Here is a 24,578-nt window from a genome sequence, read left to right as displayed (position 1 = left end):
GAGGAGACTGACCATGACGGACTTTCTGAGACGCAAACTGATCCAGGCCGCCGGCACCGCCGCCGCACTCGGGCCCTTCGCCATCCAGGGTGCATCGGCGCAGGCCCAGAAGGGCGAGATCGTGATCGCGGCTTCGCAGCCCATCACCGGCATCTTCGCGTTCGCGGGCACCGCGATGAACAACGGGTTGAACGACTTCGTGCAGTGGAAGAACGCCAACGGCGGCGTCGCCGGCCGCAAGCTGCGCTACGTGTCGGAGGACAGCGGCTTCAAGCTCGATCAGGGCGTGGCCATTTTCAAGAAGCTGATGGCATCCGACAAGCCGACCTTCTTCTACGGCGACAGCACCCAATGGGCGAAGGCCGTCGCGCAAGACGCCATCGCGTCGGGCACGATCATGACGTCTTCCACCTCGCTGGCGAGCTCGATGGCCGACCCGACCGGCATGCCCCAGCACTTCGTGCCGGGTCCGATCTACGGCTCGATGCACGAGATCCTGATGGAGTACATCGCCAAGACCTGGTCCAAGTCCGACAAGCCCAAGATCGCCTACGTGTATGCCGACACCGAGTTCGGCCGCGACGGCATCCCGGGCGGCAAGGCCCGCGCGGAGAAGCTGGGTCTGCCGATCGTCGCCGAGATCGTGACCAAGCAGGCCGGCATCGACGTCGCGCCCGAAGTCGCCAAGCTGCGCCGCGCGCGGCCCGACATCGTGATCTTCCAGGGCTACATCCTCGCGCCGATGCCCGAGTTCGTCCGGCAGATGCGCGAGGCCGGCCTCCAGAGCCAGGTCATGGGGACCGCCTGGGGCCTCGACAAGCCCGCCTACGACGCGCTGGGCGCCATGGGCGAGTCGCTCGGCGGCGTGAGCCCGTACCGCTACGGACACGAGACCGACTCGGCCATGATCAACGCGATGCGCGACTACGCCGCAAAGAATCGGCCGGACATGAAGAACATCTCGCCGTTCTACATCAGCTCCTGGCTCTCGGGCATGGTGTTCGCCGAGGTCGCCGAACGCTGCATCAAGGCCAACAAGCCGCTCACGCTGCTCAACATGAAGGCCGCACTCGAGTCGATGAAGGACTGGGACTCGGGCGGCATCTTCGGCACGCTGGTGGATCTCAGCAAGCACCAGGCACCGGTCGGTCGCATCTACCGCTACGACCCGAAGACCAAGCAGATGGAGCCGGCGAGTTCATGGATCAAGGTGTGAGCGCAGCGCCGCCCCCGGCGCTGTCGATCGCCAACATCGAGGTGGTCTACCACCACACGGTGCAGGCGCTGCGCGGTCTCTCGATCGAAGTGCCCGATGGCAAGGTGGTGGCGCTGCTGGGCTCCAACGGCGCGGGCAAGACGACCACGCTGAAGGCCGCCTCGGGCATCCTGCCGCTGGAGAACGGACGCGTGGCCAGTGGCCGCATCCAGTTCTTCGGCGAGGACATCGAACGCTGGGCGCCGCACGTGCTGCCGAGGCGTGGCCTGGCGCATGTGCGCGAAGGGCGCCATGTCTTTGCCGAACTGACGGTCGACGAGAACCTGGTGGCGGCCGGCAATGCACTGCAGGGCCGCGCGGGCAAGGCGCCCGACATCGAGGCGGTGTTCGAGTATTTCCCGCGTCTGAAGGAGCGGCGCAAGCAGCTGTCGGGCTATCTCTCGGGAGGTGAGCAGCAGATGCTCGCGATCGCGCGTGCGCTGGTCGGGCAGCCGCGGCTGATCCTGCTCGACGAGCCTTCGCTCGGGCTCGCCCCGCTCGTGGTGAAGGACATCTTCTCGATCATCGCGCGCATCAACCGGGAGCAGGGCGTGGCGATGCTGCTCGTGGAGCAGAACGCGCGTGTCGCGCTCGGCGTGGCCGACTACGGCTACATCATGGAGAACGGGCGCATCGTCATCAACGGTGCGAAGGAGGTGCTGCTGGGCGACGCGGATGTGCAGCGCTTCTACCTCGGCAGTGGTGAGGGCGGCGAGGGCATGAGCTTTCGCGACGTCAAGCACTACAAGCGCCGAAAGCGCTGGTTGTCATGAGCGCGGAAGAGTTGAGGAGTCTGACGACGCCGCAGCAGCTGCTGCACTGGGCACGCACGCGTCCTGACGCAGTGGCGCTGCGACAGAAGCAGTTCGGCGTCTGGCAGCCGGTGACCTGGCGCGACTACGCCGAGCGCGCGAGCTGCCTTGCGCTCGCACTGCTCGAGCTCGGCCTGCAGCCAGGCGAGAAGGTCGCGATCCTCGGAGAGAACCGCGGCGAATGGGTGATCGCGCAGTTCGGCGTCGGCCTGGCCGGCGGCATCGTCGCGGGCGTCTATCCGACTTCGCCGGGCATCGAGATCGAGTACCTGCTGCAGCTGGCAGGCTCGCCGATCATCGTCTGCGAGGACCAGGAGCAACTTGACAAGGTGCTTTCCGTGCGCGCCAACCTGCCCGAGCTGCGACAGATCGTGCTGATCGATCCGCGCGGGCTGCGCCACTACAGCCGCGCCGGCATCCATGAATACGAGGCGCTGATCGAGCAGGGCCGCCAGCTCGCCGCCGCGCAGCCCACGCGCATCGCGACGCTCGCGGCCACGCAGATGCTGGACGACATCGGGTTGATCGTGTTCACCTCGGGCTCGACCGGCAGGCCCAAGGCCGCGCAGATGAGCTGGCGTGGTCTGGGCAGTGCGGCGCGTGGCCTCAACACCGTGCTGGGCTGCACCGAAGGCGATTCGCTGGTTTCCTACCTGCCCTTGTGCCACGTGGCGGAGCAGATGTTCTCGATCCACGTGCCGCTCGCCACCGGCGCGGTGGTCAACTTTGCGGAGAGCCTTCGCACCGTGCAGGAAGACCTGCGCGAGCTGTCGCCGCAGGTGTTCTTCGGCGTGCCGCGCATCTGGGAGAAGTTCCACGCGTCCATCCAGACCAAGCTGCGCGAAGCCGGCGGGTGGCGACTCGCGCTCTACCAGCGCGCAATGGCTTCGGTGGGTCGCTTCGCCGCCTTGCCGCTGCGGCAGCGCAGCCTCGCGCAGCGCGCGGTGTGGGCCTTCTGGTACGTGCTGGTGCTGCGCGCACTGCTCAACTACGTCGGACTGCGGCGCTGCCGGGTGGCGATCTCGTCAGGGGCGCCGATCGCGCCGGACATCCTTCACTTCTTCCGCGTGCTCGGCGTGCCGATCCGCGAAGCCTATGGCCTCACCGAGGCTTCCGGCGCCACGACCATGCAGACGAGCGATGCATCGCCGGTCGGTACGGTCGGTGTGCCGTACCCGGGTGTGGAGGTCCAGTTGGCGGACGACGGCGAGATCCTCATTCGCGGCGACGTGGTGTTCAAGGGCTACTACCGCAATCCCGAGGCGACGGCCGAGGCCATCGACGCCGACGGCTGGCTGCGCACCGGTGACATCGCCCGCTGGGACGACGGCCCGGCGGGCCGCGAGTTGCGCATCATCGATCGCAAGAAGGACATCATGATCACCGCCGGCGGCAAGAACATCACGCCGTCCGAGATCGAGAACGCCCTGCGCATGTCGCCCTTCATCAAGGAAGCGATCGTCATCGCCGACCGCCGGCGATTCGTGTCGGCCCTGCTGCAGATCGACTTCGAAAGCGTCGCGAACTGGGCCGAATCCCAGGGGCTGGCCTACACCAACTTCAAGAGTCTCGTCGAGCAGGCAAGGGTGCGAGCGATGATCGAGACCGAGGTCGCCGCCGTCAACGCGCGCCTGGCGCAAGTGCAGCAGGTGCGCAAGTTCCATCTGCTGGCGAAGGAACTCGACCATGACGACGGTGAAGTCACCGCCACGATGAAGGTCCGCCGCAAGTCCATCGCGGAAAAGTATGCCGACGTGATCGAGGCGATTTATGCCTGAGCCCGCTTCATCCTTCGGCGCGTACCTGGAGCGCCCGGCCGATGGCGTCGCACTGCTGCGACTCAACCGGCCGCAGCGCCTGAACGCGCTCGATGACGACACGGTGCGCGAGATCGCTCACCTGCTCGACAGGATCGACGCCGACGATGCATGCCGCGTGTTGATCGTGACCGGCGCGGGGCGCGGCTTCTGCGCGGGCTTCGACCTATCGCTCGCTGGCGATGCGCCCGGCAGCGAGGCCGGCGAGACGCAGGCGTGGATGAAGCGGCAGGAACTCTTCGCCAGCCTGGTCACGCGGCTGCGGGGATTGCGGCAGCCGGTCATCGCCGCGGTCAACGGGCCGGCCAACGGTGCGGGGCTCGGCCTGGCGCTGGCGGCCGAGATCCGCATCGCGGCGCGCTCGGCTTCCTTCAATGCCGCCTTCGTCAAGGTCGGCATGTCGAGCTGCGACATCGGCGTGAGCTGGCTGCTGCCGCGTGCCGTGGGCACTTCACGATCGTTCGAGATGATGCTGACCGGGCGTATGGTCGACGCCGTCGAGGCCGAGCGCATCGGGCTGGTGTCCCAACTGGCGGACGACGACGCGCTGATCGCGCGTGCCGTCGAGTTGGCGCAGAGCATTGCGGCGAACAGCGCCTTCGGTGTCTGGATGACGAAGCGCGGCGGGTGGGCTAACCTCGAGAGCGCGAGCCTCGCGGGTGCGATCGAGCTCGAGAACCGAACGCAGATCCTGGCGCGGACGACCGGCGAGCTTCGGCGCGCGGCCGAGGCGATGCTGGGCCGCAAGAAGCCGTAGTGCAAAGGGCTGGCCCGCCGGCCGACCCGGTTCAGGCAAGACGGCCAGAGCCGACAAGCTTCGCCGCGCGCAGCTTCAGCAGCGCGTACACCGTGTCGATTGTCGGCGTCGCTGTCCCGCCGATCTCGCGCATCGCCTCGATCGAATCGACCAGCACATCGAGCTCCAGCGGACGGCCGCGCTCCAGGTCCTGCAGCATCGACATCTTGTGATCGCCGGCATTGCGTGCGGCTGCGATGCGTTCGTCGATCGTGATGGGTGTCTTCTCGACGCCGAGCGCGCGTGCCAGCGCGTCGGCCTCGCTCATCATCGCGCGAACGATGGCCACTACCTCGGGCCGCGCGTTCATCTCCGACAACGTGCCGAGCGTGAGCGTTGCCACCGGGTTCCAGCACAGGCTGCTGATCATCTTGGCCCAGATCCAGGCGCGGATGTCGGGCACCACCGGCGCGTCGAGGCCGGCGGCGTGCATCGCACCAGCCAGGCGGGTGACGCGCTCGCTGGTTGCTCCATCGGGTTCGCCGATCGGGAAGCGCGACAGCGCACCGTCGTGGTGGATGACGCCCGGCGCAACGACCTCGGAAGCCACCCAGTAGACGCAGCCGATCACGCGTTCCGGCGCCAGGGCCCGCCACTGGCGACCGCCCGGGTCGAGACGTTCCACCTGTCGGTTGTTGAAGGGGCCGGGCAGGCCGTGGAAGTACCAATAGGGGATGCCGGTGGTAGGCGGCACCACCGCAGTGTGCGGACCCAGAAGCGCCTGCACGCCGTCGAGCGCGACCGTGACCTGGTGCGACTTCAGCGCCAGGATGACCACGTCCTGCACGCCCAGCGACGCTGGGTCGTCGGTGGCCTGCACGCGTGCGCGCAGGGTGCCGCGCGGCGACTCGACGGCCAGGCCGTTGGCGCGGATGGCTGCAAGATGCGCGCCGCGCGCGACCACGCTCACCGTCACGCCCTCGACCTGTGCCAGGTGCGTTGCCAGGTAGCCGCCGATCGCGCCGGCGCCAAAGATGCAGATCTTCATTGCGCGGCCTCAGTTGGGTGTGAGCACCGCGCCGCCGCAGACCGAGATCACCTGCCCGGTGACGTACTGCGACAGGTCGGTCGTGAGGAACTCCAACACGCCCGCGCAGTCTTCGACCTGCCCGAGCCGGCGCATCGGCACCTTGGCCGCCTCGGCATCCGTGCCGATGCCACGCGCCGCCGCCTGGGCGGCCACGCGGGCGGTCAGCATCACGCCCGGCGCCAGGCAGTTGGCGCGGATGCCCTTGGGCCCGAGTTCCGCAGCCAGGTAGCGGGTGTAGTGCGTCACCGCGGCCTTGGAGGCCGCGTAGGCGGCGAGGAGGCCCTGGTTGTAGGTCGTGATGCCCGACTGCGACGAGATGTTGACGATGACGCCGCTGCCTTGCTGCTGCATCTGCGGAGCCGCCGCCTGGCAACAGTGCACCGTGCTCATGAAGTTGACGTCCATCAGGAGGCGGGTGTCTTCCTCCGGCGCGACGGAGGCCAGGCTTCGTTCGGCCGGCGTGATGGCGCCGCCGGCGTTGTTCACCAGAATGTCGATGCGGCCGAGCGCAGCGAGTGCCGACTCGATGGCGCGAAAAGCCTCGTCGCGCCGTGTCAGGTCTGCCTGGATGCCGATGCTGCGCCGGCCCAGCTGTTCGATCTCGGCGGGCACGCTGGCTGCGCCGAGCTGCTCGCCGAATTCGGCGGCGCCATCGAGGTTGAGGTCGATGATCGCGACATCGGCGCCCAGCGATGCAAGGCGCAGGGCATAGGCGCGGCCCAGGCCGCGCGCGCCGCCGGTGACGATGGCGCACTTTCCTTGGAGCTTCATGGTGTGACTTTCGAGAAAGAAGGAGGGGACACGGCGGCCGGCGCCATGGAGGCACCGGCGCCCAGGTAGGCCCTGCGGATCAGGTCGCTGCCCTGCAGGTCGCGCGCCGGGCCGTGGCCGATGACGCGGCCGTTCTGGAGCACGTAGGCGGTATCGGCGATCTGCAACGCGCGCTCGACCATCTGCTCGACCAGCAGGATGGTGGTGCCGTCGGCGCGCAGCTGGACCACCGCGTCGAGCAACTGGTCGATGACGGCCGGCGCGAGCCCGAGCGAGGGCTCGTCGAGCATGAGCAGCCGCGGCGCGTGCATCAGCGCCTGCGCCACGGCGAGCATCTGCTGCTGACCGCCCGACAGGATGCCGGCGCGCACCGATTGCCGCTCGTGCAGCACGGGGAAGAGGGTGTAGACCCGGTCGAAGCGCGCCGTCGCATCGGCCTTCGTCAGCTTCGCACCCCAGAGCCCGAGCTGCAGGTTGTCGCGTACCGACTGGGTGCGGAACAGGCGCCGGCCCTCGGCCACGTGCAGCAGCCCGCGTTCGACAATCCGGCCCGGTGTCGCGCCGACAAGGGATTCGCCGCCGAAGGCGATCTCGCCCGCGCTGCTGCGGATCAGGCCGGACAGGGCGCGCAGCAAGGTCGACTTCCCGGCGCCGTTGCTGCCGACCAGGGCCACCAGGCCGCGCTCCGGCACTTCGATCGAGACGCCTTCGAGCACGCTTACGCGGCCGTAGCCGGCGTGCAGGCCACGCACTTGCAACAGCGGGATGTCGCTGCTCATCGCGAACCCCCTGTACCTTCACGACCCATGTAGGCGCGGGCGACTTCAGGATGGCTGAAGACCTCGTCCGGCGTGCCGGCCGCCAGCACCGTGCCGCGGTCCAGGACCGTGACCGAGCGGCTGATGCGTGCGATCAGCTCCAGGTGGTGCTCGACGATCAGCACCGTGGTGCCCAGCGCCACGATGGCTTCGATCAGCGCGCCCAGGCGGTCGAGCTCGTCCATCGACAAACCGGCCGCCGGCTCGTCGAGCAGCAGCAGGGACGGGTGCCCGGCCATCGCGCGTGCGATCTCGACCAGCCGCTGCTGCCCGTGCGGCAGGTCGCCGGCGAGGTCGTCCGCACGATCGCCGAGGCCGACGAAGCGCAACAGCGCCATCGCGGCGGCCGAACCTTCGTGCCGATCGCGGCGCGCGCGCGGCAGGCCGAGCGCGATCTCCGCGGCCGTGGCGCGCTCGCTCGGGAAACCGCCGAGTCGCACGTTGTCGAGCACGGTCACGTCGGGCAGCAGCTTCGGCGTCTGGAAGGTGCGGCCGACGCCAAGGCGGGCGATCCGGTGCGGCGCACGGCCGCTGACGTCGGTATCGCCGATGCGCACGCTGCCGCCGTCGCTGCGAATGAAGCCGCTGATGACATTGAGCGTGGTCGTCTTGCCCGAGCCGTTGGGGCCGACCAGCGCATGCGTGCTGCCCGGCTCGGCCACCAGCGTGCAGCCCTTCAATGCGGCAACGCCGCCGAATTGCTTGTGCAGCGCGTACACCGACAGGCCCAGGCGCGCGACAGGCCGCGCACTCGCGGCATCCGCGCCCGCGTTGTCGCGAGCAGGGGCGCGCACGCGCCAGCGCCGCCAGAGCGGCATGCCCATCACGCCGTGCGGCGCGAACACCATCAGCACCAGCAAGAGCACGCCGTAGATCAGCAGCCGCCAGCTCTGCAGCGCGCCGAGCAGTTCGGGCAGCAGGAAGAAGATCAACGTGCCGACCACCGGACCCCAGCGCTTGCCCAGGCCGCCGACCACGATCGTGAGAAGAAAGAAGATCGAGAAGTCGGCGCTGAAATCCTCGGGCGTGATCACCGTCTTCTGCACCGCGAAGAAGGCGCCGGCCAGCCCGGCGAGCGCCGCGCTCACGGCGAAGGCGAACAGCTTGATGCGCAGCAGCGACACCCCCGAGGCGGTGGCCGCCAGCGGGTTGTCGCGGGCCGCGATCATGCCGCGGCCGTAGCGCGACAGCGTCAGGTTGCGGATCGCGAGGAAGGCGAGCACCACGCAGAGCGCCACCACGAGGTAGACCTGCACAGGGCTCAGCGGATGACCGCCGATGGCCGGCGCCGGAATGCCGACGATGCCCGAGAAGCCGCGCGTGAGTCCGCGCCATTCGACCAAGAGGTCGGTGACCACTTGCGCGAAGGTGAGGGTGACAAGCGCGAAGTACCAGGTCGACAGCCGCAGCGCAGGCAGCGCCATCACCAACCCGGCGACGGTGGCCACCGCGACGCCCACCAGCGCGGAAGACCAGAACGACCAGTGCGCATCGACCATGAGAAGCGCGGTCGCGTAGCTGCCGAGCGCGACCAGGGCGCCGTGGCCGAGCGAGACCTGGCCGGCATAGCCGGTAAGGAAGTTGAGCCCGATCGCGACCAGCATCATCACGCCGGCCTGGGTGGCGAGGAACAGGATGTAGTCGCCGCGGAACCAGAGCGGCAGCGAAAGCGCAGCGATCACCAGGATCGCGAAGGCGGCCCTGGGAATGCCGCGCGCCGGCCTGGGCTGCGCCGGGACGGTAGAGAGCGTCGAGGCGTTCATCGTGTCAGACGGTGCGCGCTTCGAGCGAACTGAAGATGCCGCCGGGCCGCACCAGCAGGATCGCGAGCACCAGCACCAGCATGACGGCGTTGTGATAGCCGGGCGACAGCAGCAACGCGCTGGCCGCTTCGGTCAGGCCGATGGCGTAGCCCGCCAACAACGCGCCGCGATTGCTGCCGAGGCCGCCGATGGCCGCAGCCGCGAAGCCCTTGAGCAGCAGCATGCCGCCCAGGGTGGTGGATGCGCTCGTCACGGGCGATGCCAGCGCCCCGGTCAGCGCCGCGAACGCACCGCCGAGGGCAAAGGACCAGCGGCTGATCGACACCGGGTCGATGCCGCGCAGGAGCGCCGCGTCGCGGTCCTCCGCCACCGCCATCGCCGCCTTGCCCCAGAGGCTGCCGTACAGCAGCTCGACCACGACGACCAGCGCGATGGTGAGCACGATCAGCGCGATCTGGTAGCTGGAGATGTTGAGGACACCGAGCGAGAGCATGTCGTTCGACAGCGGCGCCGGCGCATCGACGACCACGGGGTCCGCGCCCCATATCTTGCCCACCAGGTTCGTCACGATCATCGACACCGCGAGCGTAGTGATGATCCAGGCCGTTCCGTTGGTGCTGCGCTTGAGCACGGGCGCCACCGCGAAGCGCTCCACGAGCAGTGACAGCACGGCGACCAGCGCCATCGCCGCCGCCAGGGACGCCAGCCAGGGCCATTTCACCTGCGTCATCAGCAGGGCGCTGGCCATCGAGCCGATCATCACGAAGTCGCCCTGCGCGAAGTTGAAGACCTTGGTTGGCCGGTAGAGGATGTTGAAGCCGACCGCGACCAGGCCATAGAGGCTGCCCGACGTAAGGCCGGAGACGATGACATCGAACCACATGGGCTGGCTCAGGCCCGTTCCCTGAACACGCGCATCGCCTTCGGGTCCTTGCCCGACAACAGCGTCACCATCACGATCTGGCTGGCGTCGAGCGCGCAGTGATTCTCGGGCGTGAAGCTGATGCGCCCGATCATGCCGTCGTACTTCTTCGTCGCATCGAAGGCTTTCTTGATGCGCTCCGTGTCGAAGCGCTTCTCGCTCTCGACCATCACCTTCAGCAGTTGCAGGTAGTCGTAGAACGGACTGATGGCGGCGTTGATCTCCCAGGTCTTGGCCTCTGGGTAGGTGAGCACCTTCTGCGCATAGGCGACCTGCCGCGGAAGTGGCGGCTCGGTGGCGGTGTACGTCCATGTCTTGAGCAGGGTGGCATAGGCGTTCTTGATCACCTCGGGATCGGAGTTGTCGAGCACGGCGTTCGAATACATGCCATTGCCGCCCAGCAATGCCGGATACCACTTCGCCGCCTGTAGCGCGGCGGCGGTGAGCACCATGCCCTGGGCTGCGGCGTTCCACAGCACCAGCGCCTCCGTGCCTGCGCCGCGCAGCTTGTTGACATAGACCTTGAGGTCGGTGGCGTTCAGCGGATAGGTCTCGACGCCGACCGGCTCGATGCCGCGCTGCTTCAGCGCGCGCACCGTCGCAGCCGTTGCGGATTCGCCGAACCCGGTGTTCTCCAGCAGGATGCCGACCTTCTTGAGCTTGAGGTTGTCGACGATGTGGCGCGCCACGGCTTCGCCCTGCAGGCCGGTGTTGTAGGTGAACTGATATTGATAGGGGTACTTGGCGCCATCGGCCAGTTCTTCCGCCCAGCCGCCCGCGCCATGGAGCACCTTCGCCGCGGTTGTCGTGGGCACGGCTGCAAGGCTGTGCGAGCTGCCGACGGGGCCGAGGATTGCCTGGCAGCCGCTGTCGAGCAGCTTGCGCATCACCGCCGGCTCCTTGGCGGGTGAGCTTTCGTCGTCAACCTCGATGATCTCGACCTTGCGTCCGAGGATGCCGCCCGAGGCGTTGATCTCCTCGACGGCGATCTTCACGCCGACGTAGAGCGGCGCGAAGGAGCCGGCGACCACGCCGGTCATCGCGCGCGCCGAGCCGATCTTCAGCGTGTCGCCGGTCTGCGCGAACACGCTCTGCGCGGCCGCCAGCAGCGGTCCGCCCGCGACGATGGCGCCGGTGCCCAGCACCGAACGCCGCGAGATGCCGTTGGAGGGAGTTGTCATGGCTTGTCCTTTGTCTCGGAGTTGTCAGTAGGTGGCACGACCGCCGGAAAGGTCGAAGGTGAAGCCGGTGGTGAAGGAGCAGTCGTCCGAGGCCAGCCAGGCGGCCATCGCGGCAGCCTCTTCGGCGCGGCCCATCCGATGCATCGGGATCTTCTCGATGACGGCCTGCATGGCGGCCGGCGCGTTGGCCATGGTCGCCATGGCCAGGGGCGTTTCAAAGAGGGTGGGCGCGATCGCATTGACCGTCACGCCGCTGGTGGCGAGTTCCTTGCCCAGGCTCTTGGTGAAGGCGATGACGCCACCCTTGGCGGCCGAATAGGCGCTCTGGTTGGGATTGCCGTCCTTCCCCGCCATCGATGACACATTGATGACACGACCCCAGCCGCGCTGGATCATGGCGGGCACGAAGGCGCGGCAGGCGTAGAAGACGCCGTTCAAGTTGATCGCGATGTTCTGGTGCCAGGCGTCCAGCGACATGTCGATCATCGGGCAGACCTCCAGCGCGACGCCGGCGTTGTTGAAGAGGATGTCGACCTGCCCGAGTTCGCGCTGCGCCGCTTCGGCGGCGTGCTGCACCGCCGCATGGTCGGAGACGTCCACCGCGCGCCATGTGACTGCACCTTGATCGGCGAGCGAGGCGGCGGCTTCGCGCAGCTTGTCGCCATCGCGGCCCCACAGTTCCACGCGCGCACCGGATTCCAGGAAGCGGCGCGCGCTGGCGAGGCCGATGCCGCTGCCACCGCCTGTGATGACGCTGGTGCGGCCTGCCAGATCGATCTTGTTCATGCGCGGATCTCCGTGCTGACCCGGTGCCGGGTCGATTGACGTATCTAGTATGGCTGCGTATCGTACGCAAGTGCATTAGAAATACGAGCCTACATTCCTACGTGCTTTCCCTTGGTGTGTGGAACGCACGGTCAACCCCTGCCTGCCATGATCAATCGTCAATGGATCTACCTCGCCTGCCCCGACGGAACGCTGGGCACCGAGCACTTCGCCTGGCGCGAGGCGCCGCCGCCGGTCCCGCAGGCGGGCGAGGTGCTCGTGCGCGTGCGCATGATCTCGGTCGACCCGGCGCAGCGCATGTGGATGTCAGTGCACAGCTATCGCCCGCGGCTGAAGCCCGGCGAGGTGATGGCTGCGTATGCGGTCGGTGAAGTGGTCGATTCGCGTGCACCCGGCTTCGCACCCGGCGACGTGGTGAGCGGCGACCTGGGCTGGCAGGACTTCTGCGTGGCTGCGCCGCAGGCGCTGCGCAAGCGCGATGCTGGGCGGCCGCTCGAGCAACTGGCCGGCGTGCTCGACATCACCGGCCTCACGGCCTATTTCGGTCTGTTCGAGATCGCGTCGGTGCGCGCCGGCGAGACCTTGCTGGTGTCGGCGGCAGCCGGCGGCGTCGGCAACGTGGTGGTGCAACTGGCGCGGCGTGCCGGGCTGCGCGTGGTCGGCGTGGCGGGCGGCACCAGGAAGTGCCGCTGGCTGGTCGAGGAACTGGGCGCCGACGCCGCGATCGACTACAAGCGAGGCGACCTGCGTGCGCAGATCAAGGCCTCCAGCCCCGATGGGATCGACGCGATGTTCGACGGCACCGGTGGCGACATCCTGGAAGCGGCCTTGCTGCAGATGAATCCGTTTGGCCGTGTTGCGTGCTGCGGCGCGGTCGCGCAGTACGACCAGGCCTCGGCGGCCCCCGGGCCGCGCGGCGTGCCGGGGCTGCTGGTGGCGCGGCGAATCCGCATGCAGGGCTTCGTGGTGTTCGATCACTATGCGCGCCGCGACGAGGCGGAAGTGCGGCTCGCGCGCTGGCTGGACGACGGCAGCCTGAAGCTGTGCACGCAGGTGGCCGAGGGGCTGGAGGCCGCGCCCGCGACGCTGATCGGGCAACTCGCTGGCGCCAATGTCGGCAAGATGCTGGTAAAGGTCTGAGATGAACCACGACCATCCTCGCATCGGCGTCGTCGGACCCGGCCTGATGGGACTGGGCCTGTGCCATTCGGCCGCCGCGGCCGGCGTGCAGGCAGTGCTGCTGGGGCGTGACGAGCCAGCTGCGCGTCGCGGGATCGAGCGCCTGGGTGCCGACCTCGACAAGCGCGTCGCGCGTGGCCGCATGACGCTCGAAGTGCGCGCGGCCGTTCTCGACAACATCTCCGCGGCGGCCGCTCCGGTCGACCTCGCCAGGTGCGGCCTGGTTGTCGAGACGGTGGCCGAGGAGCGCGAAACCAAGCTGGCCGTCCTGCGCCGCATCGAGGCCGTGGTGGCGGACGATGCCCTCATCGCCACCAACACCTCGGGCCTCCCGGTCAGCGGGCTGGCCGCGGCCTTGTCCCGGCCGGAGAGATTCATCGGGCTGCACTTCTTCTCGCCGGTCGACCGAATGGCGCTGGTCGAAGTGGTGGTCGGCAAGGCGACTTCGAACGCGACAGTCGACGCGGCGCTCGACTGGGTACGGCGGCTGGGCAAACAGCCGATCGTCGTGCGCGACGGTCCGGGCTTCTTCACTTCGCGCGTCTTCGCCGCCTACCTCGACGAAGCGGCGGCCATGGTGGCCGAGGGCATCTGGCCGGAAACGATCGAGGCCGGCGCCGTCGCCGCAGGCTTGCCCATCGGGCCGCTTGCGATGCTCGACGAAACCGGGCTCTCGCTCAATTGGCAGCAGGCGCGGCAGGCGCGTGCCGACGCGCTGCCCGAGCGCTTCTGCCGCCCGCTCGCCTGGCCGGTGCTGGACCGCATGGTGTCGTCGTGCGGGCGGCGCGGCCGACGCGAGGGCGGCGGGTTCTATGATTACCCCGCGGACGGGCCCAAGCGACTCTGGCCCGGCTTGCCGGAACAGTTTCCGCCGCTCGAAATACAGCCGACCATGGAGGCGGTGCAGCGACGCCTGCTGAATGCCCAGGCGATGGAGGGGGTGCGCTGCCTGGAGGACGGCACGGTCGCCAGCGTCGAGGACGCCGACACGGCTTCCGTGCTCGGCCTGGGCTTTCCGCGAGCCGAAGGCGGCGTGCTGGCGCAGATTCAAAGACGCGGTCTTGTCACATTCATCGCCGAATGCGAGGCGCTGGCCGATGCGCACGGCGACCGGTTCAGGCCCTCGTCCTGGCTGCGAGAGCGCGCGGCGGGTGACCGAGGCCTTGGTCCCAGCGCCTGATCCGACCTGGCCAGGCACCCGTGCTAAGGGGAATCCCGAGGTACAACATCTAGTACGGTAGTGTACGGTACGTCCGTGTACTTGATGCCTTCGGCGTCGTGCGCATTGTCCATCGATCCTCAACGGCCAAGGACCCATCATGCAGGGAACCCAACTGCTCAAGCGGGCAGTTCAATGCAGCCCGCACCGCGTGGCAACCATCTCCGGCACGCGGCGGCGCACCTGGAAGGAAGTGGGTGCACGGGTGCCGCGCATGGCGGCGGCATTGCGTTCGCTGGGCGTACGCGACGGCGAGTTCGTCGCCATCCTGGCAATGAATTCCGACCGCTACCTCGAACTGTTCTTCTCCGTGCCGTGGGCGGGCGGCGTACTCGCACCGTTGAACATCCGCTGGTCCGTGGCCGAGAACATCTATGCGCTGACCGATTCGAAGGCGCAGATCCTGTTCATCGACGACAGCTTTCTCGACCAGGTCGAGCGCCTGCGTGCCGAAATGCCCGGCGTCCGGACTTTCGTCTACATGGGCGATGGCGCCACGCCGCCCGGGATGCTGTCGTACGAGGATCTCATCGTCCGGCACGAACCGATGCCGGACGCCAACCGGTCGGACGACGACCTTTACGTCATCTTCTACACGGGCGGAACCACGGCGCACCCGAAGGGCGTGGCGATGTCGCACAAGGGCGTGTACCTCGCGACCTGCTGCTACCTCGCGCTGCTGCCGAGCGTGGAGGACCTGACCTTCCTGTACGTGGCCGGCTACTTCCACTTCGCGGGCGCAAGCGCGCTCTGGTACATCACGCTCGCCGCCGGCACGCATGCGATCCTGCCGAAGTTCGAAGCCCTGCCGGTCATGAAGGCGATCGGCGAACACAAGGTGACCAATGCGGTGCTGGTGCCGACCATGGTCAACATGCTGCTGAGTCATCCCGATGTCGACCAGTACGACCTGACGAGCCTCAAGACCTGTATCTACGGCGGCTCGCCCATGCCCGAAGGCCTGATGCTCCGCGCCATGGAGAAGGTGCCGAGCTGGGGCTTCTATCAGATCTACGGCATGACCGAGACCGGGGGCTTCGCGACCATGCTGCGCTGGCGCGACCACATCGTCTCCGGCGAGAAGTCTTCTCGTCTGCGCTCGGCCGGGCAAGCCGGCTTCGGCAACGAGATCCGCGTGGTCCTGCCCGACGGCACCGACGCGCCCGTGGGCCAGATTGGAGAGATCATCATCCGCAGCGACTTCCTGATGGTCGGCTATCTCAACAACCCCGAGGCCACACGCGCCGCGTTGCGAGACGGCTGGATGCACACCGGCGATGCGGGCTACATGGACGAGGACGGCTTTCTGTATGTGGCCGACCGCGTCAAGGACATGATCGTCAGCGGCGGCGAGAACGTCTATTCGATCGAGACGGAGCGGGCGCTGTTCCTGCACCCCGCGGTGCGCGAGGCCGCCGTGATCGGCATCCCCAGCGAGCAATGGGGCGAGGCCGTGCACGCGGTGGTCGTCCTGAAGGACGGTGCGAGCACCACGGCCGAAGAGTTGATCGCGCACTGCCGCACCCTCATCGGCGGCTACAAGTGCCCGCGCAGCATCGAATTCCGTGCCGAGCCGCTGCCGGTGACGCCGGTAGGCAAGGTGCGCAAGAACGTGCTGCGCGATCCGTACTGGGTCGGCCACGAACGCAAGATCTGAATATCCACTTCACGAGACACATCTCATGGTTCTGACCGACGACCAGAAGGCGCTGCAGGAGTCTGCGCGCCGCTTCGCGCGCGAGCGCCTGTTGCCCGACTACCAGAAGCGCGAGAAGCTGGGCGTGCTGGACCGCGACCTGCTGGCGGAGATGGGGCGTCTCGGCTTCATCGGCGTCGATCTGCCCGAACGGCTGGGCGGCCTGGGCGCCGACGCGGTCACGACTGGCCTCATCGCGGAAGAACTGGCCTACGGCGACTTCAACATCAGCGCGGTACCGGTCGGCGTCTCGCTCAACGCGGCGATCCTGATCCGGCATGCGCAGCCCGAAGTCGTCGAGGAATGGGTGCCGCGCATGATCCGCGGCGAGGCGGTGGTGGCGATCTGCCTGACCGAGCCGCGCGGCGGCTCCGATGCGAGCAACCTTCAGATGCGTGCGCGCCGCGACGGCGACCACTACATCGTCAACGGCGAGAAGACCTCGATCACCTTCGCGGACCGCGCCGACGCCTACCTGATCTTCGCGCGCACCGGCCGGCCGGAAGACGGCGCGAAGGGGGTGTCGGCCTTCTTCATCCCGGCAGAGTCTCCGGGCATCCAGCGCACGCACTTCGACGACGTCGGCAGCGCCATCATCGGGCGTGGCTCGGTGTTCTTCGACGACGTGAAGGTCCCGGCCAGCCACCGCCTCGGTGACGAGGGCAAGGGCTTCACCCAGGTGATGCAGGGCTTCGACTACAGCCGCGCACTGATCGCGTTGCAATGCTGCGGCGCGGCGCAGGCTTCGCTCGACGAGGCCTGGAACTACGCCAAGGAGCGCGAGGCCTTCGGGCGGCCGATCGGGCAGTTCCAGGGCGTGAGCTTCCCGCTGGCCGAGGGCGAGTCGCACATCGCGGCGGTGCGCCAGCTGTCCTATCACGCGCTGGCCTTGCGCGACGCGGGTCTTCCCCACACGGCGGAGGCAGCCATGGTCAAGTGGATGGGGCCCAAGACGGCCTTCGATGTCATCCACCAGTGCCTGCTGACCTTCGGCCACTACGGCTGGTCGAAGGACCTGCCGCACCAGCAGCGCATGCGCGACGTGATGGGCCTGGAGATCGGCGACGGCACGGCCGGCATCATGAAGCTCGTGATCGCGCGCCAACGCATCGGCCGCGCCGCCGTGCAGTGACAACGGAAAGGAAGCCATGCCCTACCAATCAGTCTTTCGTCCCGGCATCTTCGAGGGCCAGACCGTCATCGTGACGGGCGGCGGCAGCGGCATCGGTCGTTGCACGGCCCATGAGTTGGCATCGCTCGGCGCACACGTCGCGCTGGTCGGCCGAACCGCCGAGAAGCTCGAGAAGGTCCGCGGCGAAATCGCCGAGGACGGCGGCAGCGCGAGCGCGCATCCCTGCGACATCCGCGACGAGATCGCCGTCGGCGAGACGGTCGACGCGGTGCTGAATGCACGCGGGCGGCTCGACGGCCTGGTCAACAACGCAGGCGGCCAGTACCGCACGCCGATGAAGACCATCTCGACCAAGGGTTTCGAGGCGGTCGTGCGCAACAACCTCACGGGCGGCTTCATCTTCATGCGCGAGGCCTACAACCGCTGGATGGAGATCCACGGCGGCGCCATCGTCAACATCATTGCGGACATCTGGCACGGCTGGCCCGACTTCGCCCATTCGGGCGCCGCGCGCGGCGGCATGCTCACGCTGAGCGAGACGGCGGCCTGCGAATGGGCCGCCTCGGGGGTGCGCGTGAATACCGTCGCACCGGGCGGCATCGCATCGAGCGGCTTCGACACCTACGCGCCGGAAGCCAAGGCCAAGATCCTCGAATTCCCGCCCACCGTGCCGATGCAGCGCTTCGGCACCGAGGCGGAGGTGTCGGCGGCCATCGTGTACCTGCTGTCGCCGGCGGCGGCCTACATCACCGGCAGCTGCGTCCGCGTCGATGGCGGGACGCCCAATGCGCGCGGGACCTGGAAGCAGGTGCCGCACCACAACAGCAAGCCGTTCGAGGGATTCCATCGCGCGACCCTGCCCGAACTGCTGAGGCGAGAGAGCTGACGCCATGAAGCTGGTGTTGGTCCGCCATGGGCGCCCCGACGAGGACGACGAGGATCGCCCGCACGACCCGCCGCTGCGCGCGGACGGCCGTGCCCAAGCCGAGGCGGTGGCCGACCGGCTGATGCAGGAAGGCATCACCCGCATCGTCAGCAGCCCGATGACCCGCGCCAGGCAGACCGCGCAACCGCTGGCCGGCCGGCTCGGCCTGCCGATCGAAGAGGTGGACGGATGGGCCGAGGCCGATCGCCACGTCGGCCGCTACCGGTCCACCGAAACGCTGCGTGCCCTCGGCAGCGACGAATGGTCGCGCTTTCTCGACGATCCGATCGCATTTTTCGGCGGCGACGCCACGCAGTTTCGTCGGAGCGTGCTCGATGCGCTTGCTGCGACGATCGGCCATGAACCTCGCAGCGATCACGTCGCCGTTTTCACGCATGGCCTGCCGATCAACGTCGTGCTGTCGCATGCACTCGGGCTTTCGCGCATCGTGCACTTCGCGCCGGGCTACGCCTCGATGACGCGGCTGCGCGCGCTTTCCGGCGGTGCGATCGGCGTCGCCAGCGTCAACGAGCGCGGCCATCTTCCCGTGCGGCCGACCGTCTCCCATCCACCTGAATCTCCATGACAACGCTCATCGACGACACAACGCTGGCACCGAAGATCGCCGACTACCTGGCCACGCAACTCGGTCATCCGGTGCAGGTCGGCGCGGTGCGGCGCTTTCCGGTGGGGTTCTCGTGGCTGACCTATGCGGTGCCGGTGACCGGCATCGACGGCGACGACGGCCCGCGCGAACTCATCCTGCGCCTGGGTCCGGACTACGGTCTCTTCGCGCCGTACAGCGCCCGGCCGCAGGTGCTGTCGATGCAGTCGCTCGAAGGTAGTGCGGTTCCCGTTCCGCGCGCCTACTGGAGCAGTGACGACCCGACGATCCTCGGCGCGCCTTTCATGTTCTGCGAGAAAGTTTCGGGCGACGCGGTCGTGCCCTGGGTATCCGCCAACGAGCCTGGGCTCGAGGAGGGCTATCGCAAGGGCCTGGCCGAGCAGTTCGTCGATGCGCTCGCGGCGCTGCATCGCATCCCCTGGCAGGAGAAGCCGGTGGCCCAGATGGCGCACGGCATCACCGCCGCGAATGCCGCACGCATCAACGTGGAGTACTGGGAGCAGCAGATTGCGCGCTGGGCGATGCGGCCGTATCCGATGGCCGAATGGGGCCTGCGCTGGCTCAAGGCCCATTGCCCGACCGCGCCGCGCGTGGCGATCGTCCATGGCGACTACCGCACCGGCAATTTCCTCGAACAGGGCGGCCGCATCACCGCCATCCTCGACTGGGAACTCGTGCATCTCGGCGACCCGCACGAAGACCTCGGCTGGGCGAGCCTGCCGATGTACATGGGCGGCAGCAAGCTGATCTGCCGGCTCGCCGAGCCCGAATGGTTCTACGCCCGCTACGGCGAAAAGGCCGGCTTCGAGGTCTCGATGCAATCGGTTCGCTACTACCAGGCGCTGTCGCTGCTGAAGCTCGCCGCGACGCACATGGCGGCAGCGCGCTGCTTCGAGGAAGGCCGCTTCAACGACATGCGCATGCCGGCGATGGGCAGCCAGATCGCCACATGCCTGCGCCAGATGGAAAAGACGATCGAGGCCGCCAAATGAACAACTCCTTCGCCCGCCTGATCGACGGCATGAACGCCACCCTTCGCAAGGAGGTGCTGACCCGGCTGGACGACGAGTTCGCGCGTGGCCAGGTGTTCGGCGTCATCAACCTGCTCAACACCTTCAAGGTGCGCGCCGACTGGTCCGCCGGGTTCCTGCTGGAGCAGATCGCGGCGCAGCGCGTAGCGATCGACGGCGTGGCCGCCCTGGTGCTCGACCGGCCCGAGGCGTCTTCGCTGCCGCCGCTGCCGGGCGGCCCGCCCCCCCAGGCCGAACCCATCGTCGCGTTGATCGCGCTGCGGGACGAGGGCAATCGCGCGGTCGGCGAACTGCTCGGCTGGCTCGACGCGCAGCGCGTGCACCTGCCGGCCGACGTGGCCGACCGGATCGAAGAGTTGCTGCGCACTGCCATGCGCGCCGAACTCGCCATCGAGCTGAAGAGTTCGCCCCGGCCGCTTTTCGCGGAAATGTCCAGCGGCTCCGAAGACTGAAATTCCCCAAGGAGACAAACCCATGACTTCGCTTTCCAGAAGATTCGTCGCGCTGTCGGCTGCGGCCGGCGCGCTGCTGCTCGCGCTGCCGCCGTCGGTGCAAGCCCAGGCGAAGGACCCGATCAAGATCGGCGTGCTGACGATCGACAGCGGCCCCTTCGCCACCTACGCCAGCCTCGTCGAAGACTCGGCGCGAACCGCCGTCGACATCCTCAACGCGCAAGGCGGTGCGCTGGGACGCAAGTTCGAGGTCGTGCTGCAAGCGCATGCCGGAACGCCGGCGAGCGCCATCGCCGCGGCGACCAAGCTGGTGCAGCAGGGCGGCGCGAGCTTCCTGACCGGGCAGACGCCCACCTCGCATTCGCTCGCGATCGCACCCAAGCTGGCCTCGCTCAACGCGCTGATGATCGACGTCTACTCGCAGGGCGACGACCTGATGACCAAGAGCTGCCAGCCCAACTTCTTCCGCGTCACGACGCCCGACGCCGTCTACACCGCGATGCTGCGCGATTTCGTCAAGAAGTCGGGCGCGAAGACATGGAACGTGATCTCGCCAGACTATGCGGTCGGCCATTCCTTCGCGGCCAAATTCACCGACATGGTCAAGGAGGAGGGCGGCACGGTGCAGCAGAGCCTGTTCGCGCCGCAGGGCACGACCGACTTCGGCAGCTACATCACGCAGCTTTCCAAGCCGGCGGACGCATTGATGGTCACGCTCTACATGTCCGACGGCAATTCGTTTGCCAAGCAGCAGAAGCAGTTCGGCCTGTTCGACAAGTACAAGACGGTGCTCGGCAACGGCTTCGCGACCGAGTTCCAGCTTTCGGCGCAGGGCGACGCCGTACTCGGCGTGCTCAACGGCCTGAGCTATCACAACACGATGCCCGGCGAGCGCAACGCCGCCTTCGTGAAGGCCTACGAGGAGCGCAACAAGCGCAAGCCGATCTACACCGATGCCGACATGATGGTCGCCCTCGAAATGCTGCGCGGGGCGATCCTCAAGGCCAAGAGCACCGACGTGCCCGCCGTGCGCGACGCCCTGGCCGGCCTGAAGGCGCCCACCGTGTATGGCGAAGTCGAGATGCGCGCCGCCGACCACACGCTGATCCGCCAGCACGGTGTGGCGCAGGTGGTGAAGACGGCCGACGGCAAGGCAACAACCTTCGCGATGCGGCAGATCGAGCCGGGCACGTCGCTGTTCCCGCCGCCGAGCCCCGATTGCAAGGTGCAGTGAGCGATACATCGGGCCCCATGGACTTCAAGACCCTGCGGCTTCTTCGCGGCGAGGAGGGTTTCGCAACCCTCGTGCTCGACCGGCCGGACAAGCTCAACACGCTCTCGAACGAACTCCGGCGCGAGTTCGTCGCCGCTGTCGAGGCGCTGGAGGCCGATCCGGCGGTGCGCGTGTTGATCCTGACCGGCGCGGGCCGCGCCTTTTCCGCCGGCATGGACCTCGACGAGTGGGGCGCCACCGGCGAGCTTGCCGCCGGCGCCTACGAGAACGATCCGGTGCGTGCGATCCGTGCGTTCTCCGGCCCAGTGATCGGCGCCATCAACGGGCTGGCGATGACCGGCGGCCTCGAAATTGCTCTCTCCTGCGACCTGCTGGTGGCATCGACCCAGGCGCGCTTCGCCGATACGCATGCCCACGTTGGACTGCTGCCGGGATGGGGCGGGTCGGTGCGCATGGTGCGCGCCATCGGCCTGAACCGCGCCAAGGAACTTGCGTTGACCGGCCGTTACCTCGGCGCGGAGGAGGCGCTGGCGTGGGGACTCGTGAACCATGTGGTCGCCCCCGAGGCGCTGATGGCCAAGTCCGAGGAAATCGCACGCCAAATGGCCGCAGCCGTGCCCGAGACCCTGTTCGCCTACAAGCGACTGCTCGACGACGGCGCCGCGCTGCCCATCAACGATGCGATAGCGCTCGAACGCCGCCTTTCCATAGAAAACAACGTCCAGGCCGACCGCGCCGCCATCGAGGCCCGGGTCGCAGCCATGGTCGCCCGCCGAAAAGGCAATCCCAGATAGCTGGCCGCAGGCCAGGCTCGATCCAGGGACGTCGTGGATCCGGCTCCGCCGGTCCACCGCCGTCGCCCCCGGAAGGGGGTGCAGAGCCACACGAAGTGGGCGAGGCTGGGGGAGATCTCAGATCGCAGGATGCGACTGCACGCCCTCGTACATCGCGTAGCCCTTGCCGACACCGTATTCGATGATCCCGTAGCCGACCTCATCGCCGTCGCGCACCTCGATCACCTGGTCGGCCAGCGTGCGGACGCGTCGGCGCGTGCCGGGGTCGTTCAGATCCCAGACGTCATGCTCGAAGTACAGCTTGCCCCGGTCGTCCCCGTGGAACCAGCCGTCGAGGCCTCCGTAGAGGCCGCCCTTCAGGAAGTACTTCGTCGGCAGCACCCGCACCGACACCGGACGTTCGCTGCCATCGGCGAACCTGAGCTGCAACTCCATCGACGCCATCGATTGGCCGTGCGGATCGTCGTGCCAGCTCGCCTCGTGGCGCACGTCGACGAGTTGGTTGCGGCCCGAGACCTTGGTCCCGGTCGTGAACACCTCTTCGCCCGAGAGGTAGATCTTCTCGCCTGGCGCGCGCTCCTTGAAGAAGATGTGCAATCCGCGGTTCGCGAATTGCGCGGTCGTCCAGCAGTAGAAGAAGGGCGGATAGAAGGTTAGCGGAGGCGTCGTCTCGTCGCTGCGCATCTCGGCGCGCACACCCCATGAATGGTCGCGCTGGCCCATCCAGCTGGCGCTGTCGATCTCGATGCGACGGCCGTCGAACTCGAGCCAGCCACTGTAGCGGCCGAGCTGCTGCGCGCGCGCCATGTTCTCGGTCACGCGGCCGTCGCGGCGGCGCAGGTGCGCTTTTTCCTCGTGCGCGTTCAGGTTCGCGATGAACTCGATGTCGAAGCGGATGCCCGATTCGTTGGCGTCCAGCGTCAGGCGATGCCGGCGCAACCCCTCGATGACCTTTATCGACAATGGCCCCACGCTCGTCGCGAGTGGGTCGGGACGCAGCCGGCGCGACGCGCGGAAGTTCCATTGCCGGCCCGGCACCGCGACACCGGCGAAGGCATCCATCACGTTGCGGTTCGGGTGGTAGCCCAGCCCGATGTCGAAGATGAGGTTGCCGTCGGGCGTGGGGTGCCCGGTGTACCAGAGCCGCTCCATCCAGGCCGGATCGCTGTTGTCGATCTGGTCGAAGGTTGTCGGCAGCTGGTGGCCGATGAGGTCGTCTTGGGCAGTCAGCATATTGCGTAATTTTAATACTGTAGCGTACGGTCTGCTATAGCACGACCCTGAAGAAGACTCAGGGTGCTAGCAGGCCACTGGCGCGTTGGCGGCGCGCGCCTGGCGCTCTGCCAGGAATTCGAGCCCGAAGATGTCCGCCATCTCGCTGTGCCCGATGCGGTTGCCGCAGCGCCATTGCATCAGCGACTGGAATGCCACGTGTGACGGGTTGTAGTTGTACCAGGGGTGCACCGCGATGGCCGTGCCGAAGACCTCGTGCCTCTGGCCGCGCACGTCGGTGGCGACGATGTGGCAGTTCATCGGACTGTGGTTGCTGTGGTTCCCCTCGACCGTGGCCGACACCAGGCCGTGCACCTCCCCGTCCTGCATCACGTAGCCGTTGCGCAAACTCTCGTAGATGGTCTTGCCGTTGCGCAGATCCAGCAAGATCGCCATGTGGAGGCCATAGTCCTCGCCGAACACCGCCGAGATCCAGCCCACCGCGCGCTTGCTGGTCTCGGTACGACGGCTCCAGCTGTGGTCCACGCAGTCGTAGCAGTCGACTTCATGGCGCACCCCGCGCAGGTTCAGGTGACCTGTGATGTGGCCGATGAGTTCGAAATGCCCGCTCGGGTCGTCAGGGTCGGTGGAAGGGTTGCCCCACTGCGTTCCGAGGCGCTCGTCCACCTGGTGACCGCCGGCGGTCTTCAGCAGCGGATTCTGCTGCGGGTCGTTGGCATCGAAGGGTGCATGCAGTCCACGAAACTTCAGATCGAAAGAGCATCCGTCGCCGAGCTTGTACTGGTACCGGAACCGGGTCTCCAGCGGCGGTTTCGTCACCTGCACGCGCAGGCCGCTCTCGAGTTCGTAGTCCGTGAAGTTGTCGGGGCATGGCAGGTGCATCTGCGCGTCGCTGAAGTCGACCTCGTGCGGATAGAAGCGAAAGCCTTGCACGATGCCGACCGACGACAGCGCTACGCCGAGGTTCGGACGCGCGGCGATATAGAGGTTGCCCAGGATCCCCGCCTGGGGCACGGAGAAGCTCAACGGCGTCGTTTCGGCCCAGCGCCAGTTGTCCTTGCGGACGGGGTGGAAGTCTGAGTCTTTGTCTGTGATCATGCGGAAGTC

23 protein-coding genes are annotated in these 24,578 nt (G+C 67.7%); 14 read left to right on the top strand and 9 right to left on the bottom strand.

What is annotated here, in order from left to right; all coding sequences use genetic code 11:
- Nucleotides 1-13 precede the first annotated feature (13 nt).
- From AC1D3B_RS11480 to AC1D3B_RS11465, 4 genes are read left to right on the top strand one after another with little or no spacing between them, the layout of a single operon-like run.
- Entirely contained in the window at nucleotides 14-1,216 is a 1,203-nt protein-coding gene (locus AC1D3B_RS11480) for an ABC transporter substrate-binding protein (RefSeq protein ID WP_478190792.1), read from the top strand.
- Complete coding sequence (locus AC1D3B_RS11475) at nucleotides 1,201-2,028, top strand: ABC transporter ATP-binding protein (RefSeq protein ID WP_478190791.1); 828 nt, start codon at nucleotides 1,201-1,203, stop codon at nucleotides 2,026-2,028. The genes AC1D3B_RS11480 and AC1D3B_RS11475 overlap by 16 nt, the downstream gene beginning before the upstream one ends.
- Nucleotides 2,025-3,845, top strand: a complete 1,821-nt coding sequence (locus AC1D3B_RS11470; protein WP_478190790.1) for an AMP-dependent synthetase/ligase — start codon at nucleotides 2,025-2,027, stop codon at nucleotides 3,843-3,845. The genes AC1D3B_RS11475 and AC1D3B_RS11470 overlap by 4 nt, the downstream gene beginning before the upstream one ends.
- Nucleotides 3,838-4,641 carry an enoyl-CoA hydratase/isomerase family protein gene (locus AC1D3B_RS11465; protein WP_478190789.1) on the top strand — a complete coding sequence of 268 codons (804 nt, stop codon included), beginning with the start codon at nucleotides 3,838-3,840 and terminating at the stop codon, nucleotides 4,639-4,641. The genes AC1D3B_RS11470 and AC1D3B_RS11465 overlap by 8 nt, the downstream gene beginning before the upstream one ends.
- Before the next feature lie 31 nt (nucleotides 4,642-4,672).
- Here the strand turns inward: AC1D3B_RS11465 and AC1D3B_RS11460 are convergent, their stop codons facing one another.
- From AC1D3B_RS11460 to AC1D3B_RS11430, 7 genes are read right to left on the bottom strand one after another with little or no spacing between them, the layout of a single operon-like run.
- Nucleotides 4,673-5,668, bottom strand: a complete 996-nt coding sequence (locus AC1D3B_RS11460) for a ketopantoate reductase family protein (RefSeq protein ID WP_478190788.1) — start codon at nucleotides 5,666-5,668, stop codon at nucleotides 4,673-4,675.
- Nucleotides 5,669-5,677: 9 nt separating this feature from the next.
- Entirely contained in the window at nucleotides 5,678-6,481 is an 804-nt protein-coding gene (locus AC1D3B_RS11455) for an SDR family NAD(P)-dependent oxidoreductase (protein WP_478190787.1), read from the bottom strand.
- On the bottom strand, nucleotides 6,478-7,260 hold the full coding sequence (locus tag AC1D3B_RS11450) for an ABC transporter ATP-binding protein (RefSeq protein ID WP_478190786.1): 783 nt from the start codon (nucleotides 7,258-7,260) through the stop codon (nucleotides 6,478-6,480). The genes AC1D3B_RS11455 and AC1D3B_RS11450 overlap by 4 nt, the downstream gene beginning before the upstream one ends.
- Entirely contained in the window at nucleotides 7,257-9,062 is a 1,806-nt protein-coding gene (locus AC1D3B_RS11445) for a branched-chain amino acid ABC transporter ATP-binding protein/permease (protein WP_478190785.1), read from the bottom strand. Before AC1D3B_RS11445 ends, AC1D3B_RS11450 begins: the two co-directional genes overlap by 4 nt.
- A gap of 4 nt (nucleotides 9,063-9,066) precedes the next feature.
- Nucleotides 9,067-9,945 carry a branched-chain amino acid ABC transporter permease gene (locus AC1D3B_RS11440; RefSeq protein ID WP_478190784.1) on the bottom strand — a complete coding sequence of 293 codons (879 nt, stop codon included), beginning with the start codon at nucleotides 9,943-9,945 and terminating at the stop codon, nucleotides 9,067-9,069.
- Nucleotides 9,946-9,953: 8 nt separating this feature from the next.
- A complete protein-coding gene (locus AC1D3B_RS11435; RefSeq protein WP_478190783.1) occupies nucleotides 9,954-11,165 on the bottom strand; it encodes an ABC transporter substrate-binding protein in 1,212 nt (403 codons plus the stop codon).
- A 24-nt stretch (nucleotides 11,166-11,189) separates the two neighbouring features.
- A complete protein-coding gene (locus AC1D3B_RS11430) occupies nucleotides 11,190-11,951 on the bottom strand; it encodes an SDR family NAD(P)-dependent oxidoreductase (protein WP_478190782.1) in 762 nt (253 codons plus the stop codon).
- A gap of 147 nt (nucleotides 11,952-12,098) precedes the next feature.
- On the opposite strand from AC1D3B_RS11430, the gene AC1D3B_RS11425 reads away from it, so the two are divergent.
- The 10 genes from AC1D3B_RS11425 (at nucleotide 12,099) to AC1D3B_RS11380 (ending at nucleotide 22,238) form a co-directional block, all read left to right on the top strand.
- Nucleotides 12,099-13,091, top strand: a complete 993-nt coding sequence (locus AC1D3B_RS11425; protein ID WP_478190781.1) for an NADP-dependent oxidoreductase — start codon at nucleotides 12,099-12,101, stop codon at nucleotides 13,089-13,091.
- A 1-nt stretch (nucleotide 13,092) separates the two neighbouring features.
- Entirely contained in the window at nucleotides 13,093-14,310 is a 1,218-nt protein-coding gene (locus tag AC1D3B_RS11420) for a 3-hydroxyacyl-CoA dehydrogenase (protein WP_478190780.1), read from the top strand.
- 139 nt (nucleotides 14,311-14,449) lie between these two features.
- Nucleotides 14,450-16,006 carry a long-chain-fatty-acid--CoA ligase gene (locus AC1D3B_RS11415; RefSeq protein WP_478190779.1) on the top strand — a complete coding sequence of 519 codons (1,557 nt, stop codon included), beginning with the start codon at nucleotides 14,450-14,452 and terminating at the stop codon, nucleotides 16,004-16,006.
- A gap of 25 nt (nucleotides 16,007-16,031) precedes the next feature.
- Nucleotides 16,032-17,177, top strand: coding sequence for an acyl-CoA dehydrogenase family protein (locus AC1D3B_RS11410; protein ID WP_478190778.1), 1,146 nt, complete (start codon nucleotides 16,032-16,034; stop codon nucleotides 17,175-17,177).
- Between the two features lie 16 nt (nucleotides 17,178-17,193).
- Nucleotides 17,194-18,063, top strand: a complete 870-nt coding sequence (locus tag AC1D3B_RS11405) for an SDR family oxidoreductase (RefSeq protein WP_478190777.1) — start codon at nucleotides 17,194-17,196, stop codon at nucleotides 18,061-18,063.
- Between the two features lie 4 nt (nucleotides 18,064-18,067).
- On the top strand, nucleotides 18,068-18,688 hold the full coding sequence (locus AC1D3B_RS11400) for a histidine phosphatase family protein (RefSeq protein WP_478190776.1): 621 nt from the start codon (nucleotides 18,068-18,070) through the stop codon (nucleotides 18,686-18,688).
- Nucleotides 18,685-19,719 (top strand): phosphotransferase family protein, encoded by a 1,035-nt coding sequence (locus tag AC1D3B_RS11395; RefSeq protein WP_478190775.1) that lies wholly within the window; start codon nucleotides 18,685-18,687, stop codon nucleotides 19,717-19,719. The genes AC1D3B_RS11400 and AC1D3B_RS11395 overlap by 4 nt, the downstream gene beginning before the upstream one ends.
- On the top strand, nucleotides 19,716-20,210 hold the full coding sequence (locus AC1D3B_RS11390) for a hypothetical protein (RefSeq protein ID WP_478190774.1): 495 nt from the start codon (nucleotides 19,716-19,718) through the stop codon (nucleotides 20,208-20,210). Before AC1D3B_RS11395 ends, AC1D3B_RS11390 begins: the two co-directional genes overlap by 4 nt.
- Before the next feature lie 22 nt (nucleotides 20,211-20,232).
- On the top strand, nucleotides 20,233-21,444 hold the full coding sequence (locus AC1D3B_RS11385; protein WP_478190773.1) for an ABC transporter substrate-binding protein: 1,212 nt from the start codon (nucleotides 20,233-20,235) through the stop codon (nucleotides 21,442-21,444).
- Nucleotides 21,441-22,238: an enoyl-CoA hydratase gene (locus AC1D3B_RS11380; protein ID WP_478190772.1), complete on the top strand. Its 798-nt coding sequence runs from the start codon at nucleotides 21,441-21,443 to the stop codon at nucleotides 22,236-22,238. Before AC1D3B_RS11385 ends, AC1D3B_RS11380 begins: the two co-directional genes overlap by 4 nt.
- A 117-nt stretch (nucleotides 22,239-22,355) precedes the next feature.
- On the opposite strand, the gene AC1D3B_RS11375 is transcribed toward AC1D3B_RS11380, so the two are convergent.
- Nucleotides 22,356-23,471, bottom strand: a complete 1,116-nt coding sequence (locus AC1D3B_RS11375) for an Rv3169 family protein (RefSeq protein WP_478190771.1) — start codon at nucleotides 23,469-23,471, stop codon at nucleotides 22,356-22,358.
- A 66-nt stretch (nucleotides 23,472-23,537) separates the two neighbouring features.
- Nucleotides 23,538-24,569 carry a DUF7064 domain-containing protein gene (locus AC1D3B_RS11370; protein WP_478190770.1) on the bottom strand — a complete coding sequence of 344 codons (1,032 nt, stop codon included), beginning with the start codon at nucleotides 24,567-24,569 and terminating at the stop codon, nucleotides 23,538-23,540.
- Between the last annotated feature and the right edge of the window lie 9 nt (nucleotides 24,570-24,578).

This window comes from Variovorax sp. P5_A3, assembly GCF_056400665.1.
The sequence above is the reverse complement of the archived record's forward strand: the minus strand, read 5'-3'. Positions and strand labels throughout refer to the sequence as shown.

Coding starts and splice junctions, on each gene's coding strand:
- AC1D3B_RS11390 (WP_478190774.1), top strand. CDS start 19,716: ATGAACAACTCCTTCGCCCGCCTGATCGACGGCATGAACGCCACCCTT.
- AC1D3B_RS11375 (WP_478190771.1), bottom strand. CDS start 23,471: ATGCTGACTGCCCAAGACGACCTCATCGGCCACCAGCTGCCGACAACC.
- AC1D3B_RS11385 (WP_478190773.1), top strand. CDS start 20,233: ATGACTTCGCTTTCCAGAAGATTCGTCGCGCTGTCGGCTGCGGCCGGC.
- AC1D3B_RS11445 (WP_478190785.1), bottom strand. CDS start 9,062: ATGAACGCCTCGACGCTCTCTACCGTCCCGGCGCAGCCCAGGCCGGCG.
- AC1D3B_RS11420 (WP_478190780.1), top strand. CDS start 13,093: ATGAACCACGACCATCCTCGCATCGGCGTCGTCGGACCCGGCCTGATG.
- AC1D3B_RS11395 (WP_478190775.1), top strand. CDS start 18,685: ATGACAACGCTCATCGACGACACAACGCTGGCACCGAAGATCGCCGAC.
- AC1D3B_RS11435 (WP_478190783.1), bottom strand. CDS start 11,165: ATGACAACTCCCTCCAACGGCATCTCGCGGCGTTCGGTGCTGGGCACC.
- AC1D3B_RS11430 (WP_478190782.1), bottom strand. CDS start 11,951: ATGAACAAGATCGATCTGGCAGGCCGCACCAGCGTCATCACAGGCGGT.
- AC1D3B_RS11475 (WP_478190791.1), top strand. CDS start 1,201: ATGGATCAAGGTGTGAGCGCAGCGCCGCCCCCGGCGCTGTCGATCGCC.
- AC1D3B_RS11415 (WP_478190779.1), top strand. CDS start 14,450: ATGCAGGGAACCCAACTGCTCAAGCGGGCAGTTCAATGCAGCCCGCAC.
- AC1D3B_RS11440 (WP_478190784.1), bottom strand. CDS start 9,945: ATGTGGTTCGATGTCATCGTCTCCGGCCTTACGTCGGGCAGCCTCTAT.
- AC1D3B_RS11480 (WP_478190792.1), top strand. CDS start 14: ATGACGGACTTTCTGAGACGCAAACTGATCCAGGCCGCCGGCACCGCC.
- AC1D3B_RS11470 (WP_478190790.1), top strand. CDS start 2,025: ATGAGCGCGGAAGAGTTGAGGAGTCTGACGACGCCGCAGCAGCTGCTG.
- AC1D3B_RS11400 (WP_478190776.1), top strand. CDS start 18,068: ATGAAGCTGGTGTTGGTCCGCCATGGGCGCCCCGACGAGGACGACGAG.
- AC1D3B_RS11455 (WP_478190787.1), bottom strand. CDS start 6,481: ATGAAGCTCCAAGGAAAGTGCGCCATCGTCACCGGCGGCGCGCGCGGC.
- AC1D3B_RS11450 (WP_478190786.1), bottom strand. CDS start 7,260: ATGAGCAGCGACATCCCGCTGTTGCAAGTGCGTGGCCTGCACGCCGGC.
- AC1D3B_RS11465 (WP_478190789.1), top strand. CDS start 3,838: ATGCCTGAGCCCGCTTCATCCTTCGGCGCGTACCTGGAGCGCCCGGCC.
- AC1D3B_RS11460 (WP_478190788.1), bottom strand. CDS start 5,668: ATGAAGATCTGCATCTTTGGCGCCGGCGCGATCGGCGGCTACCTGGCA.
- AC1D3B_RS11370 (WP_478190770.1), bottom strand. CDS start 24,569: ATGATCACAGACAAAGACTCAGACTTCCACCCCGTCCGCAAGGACAAC.
- AC1D3B_RS11405 (WP_478190777.1), top strand. CDS start 17,194: ATGCCCTACCAATCAGTCTTTCGTCCCGGCATCTTCGAGGGCCAGACC.
- AC1D3B_RS11410 (WP_478190778.1), top strand. CDS start 16,032: ATGGTTCTGACCGACGACCAGAAGGCGCTGCAGGAGTCTGCGCGCCGC.
- AC1D3B_RS11425 (WP_478190781.1), top strand. CDS start 12,099: ATGATCAATCGTCAATGGATCTACCTCGCCTGCCCCGACGGAACGCTG.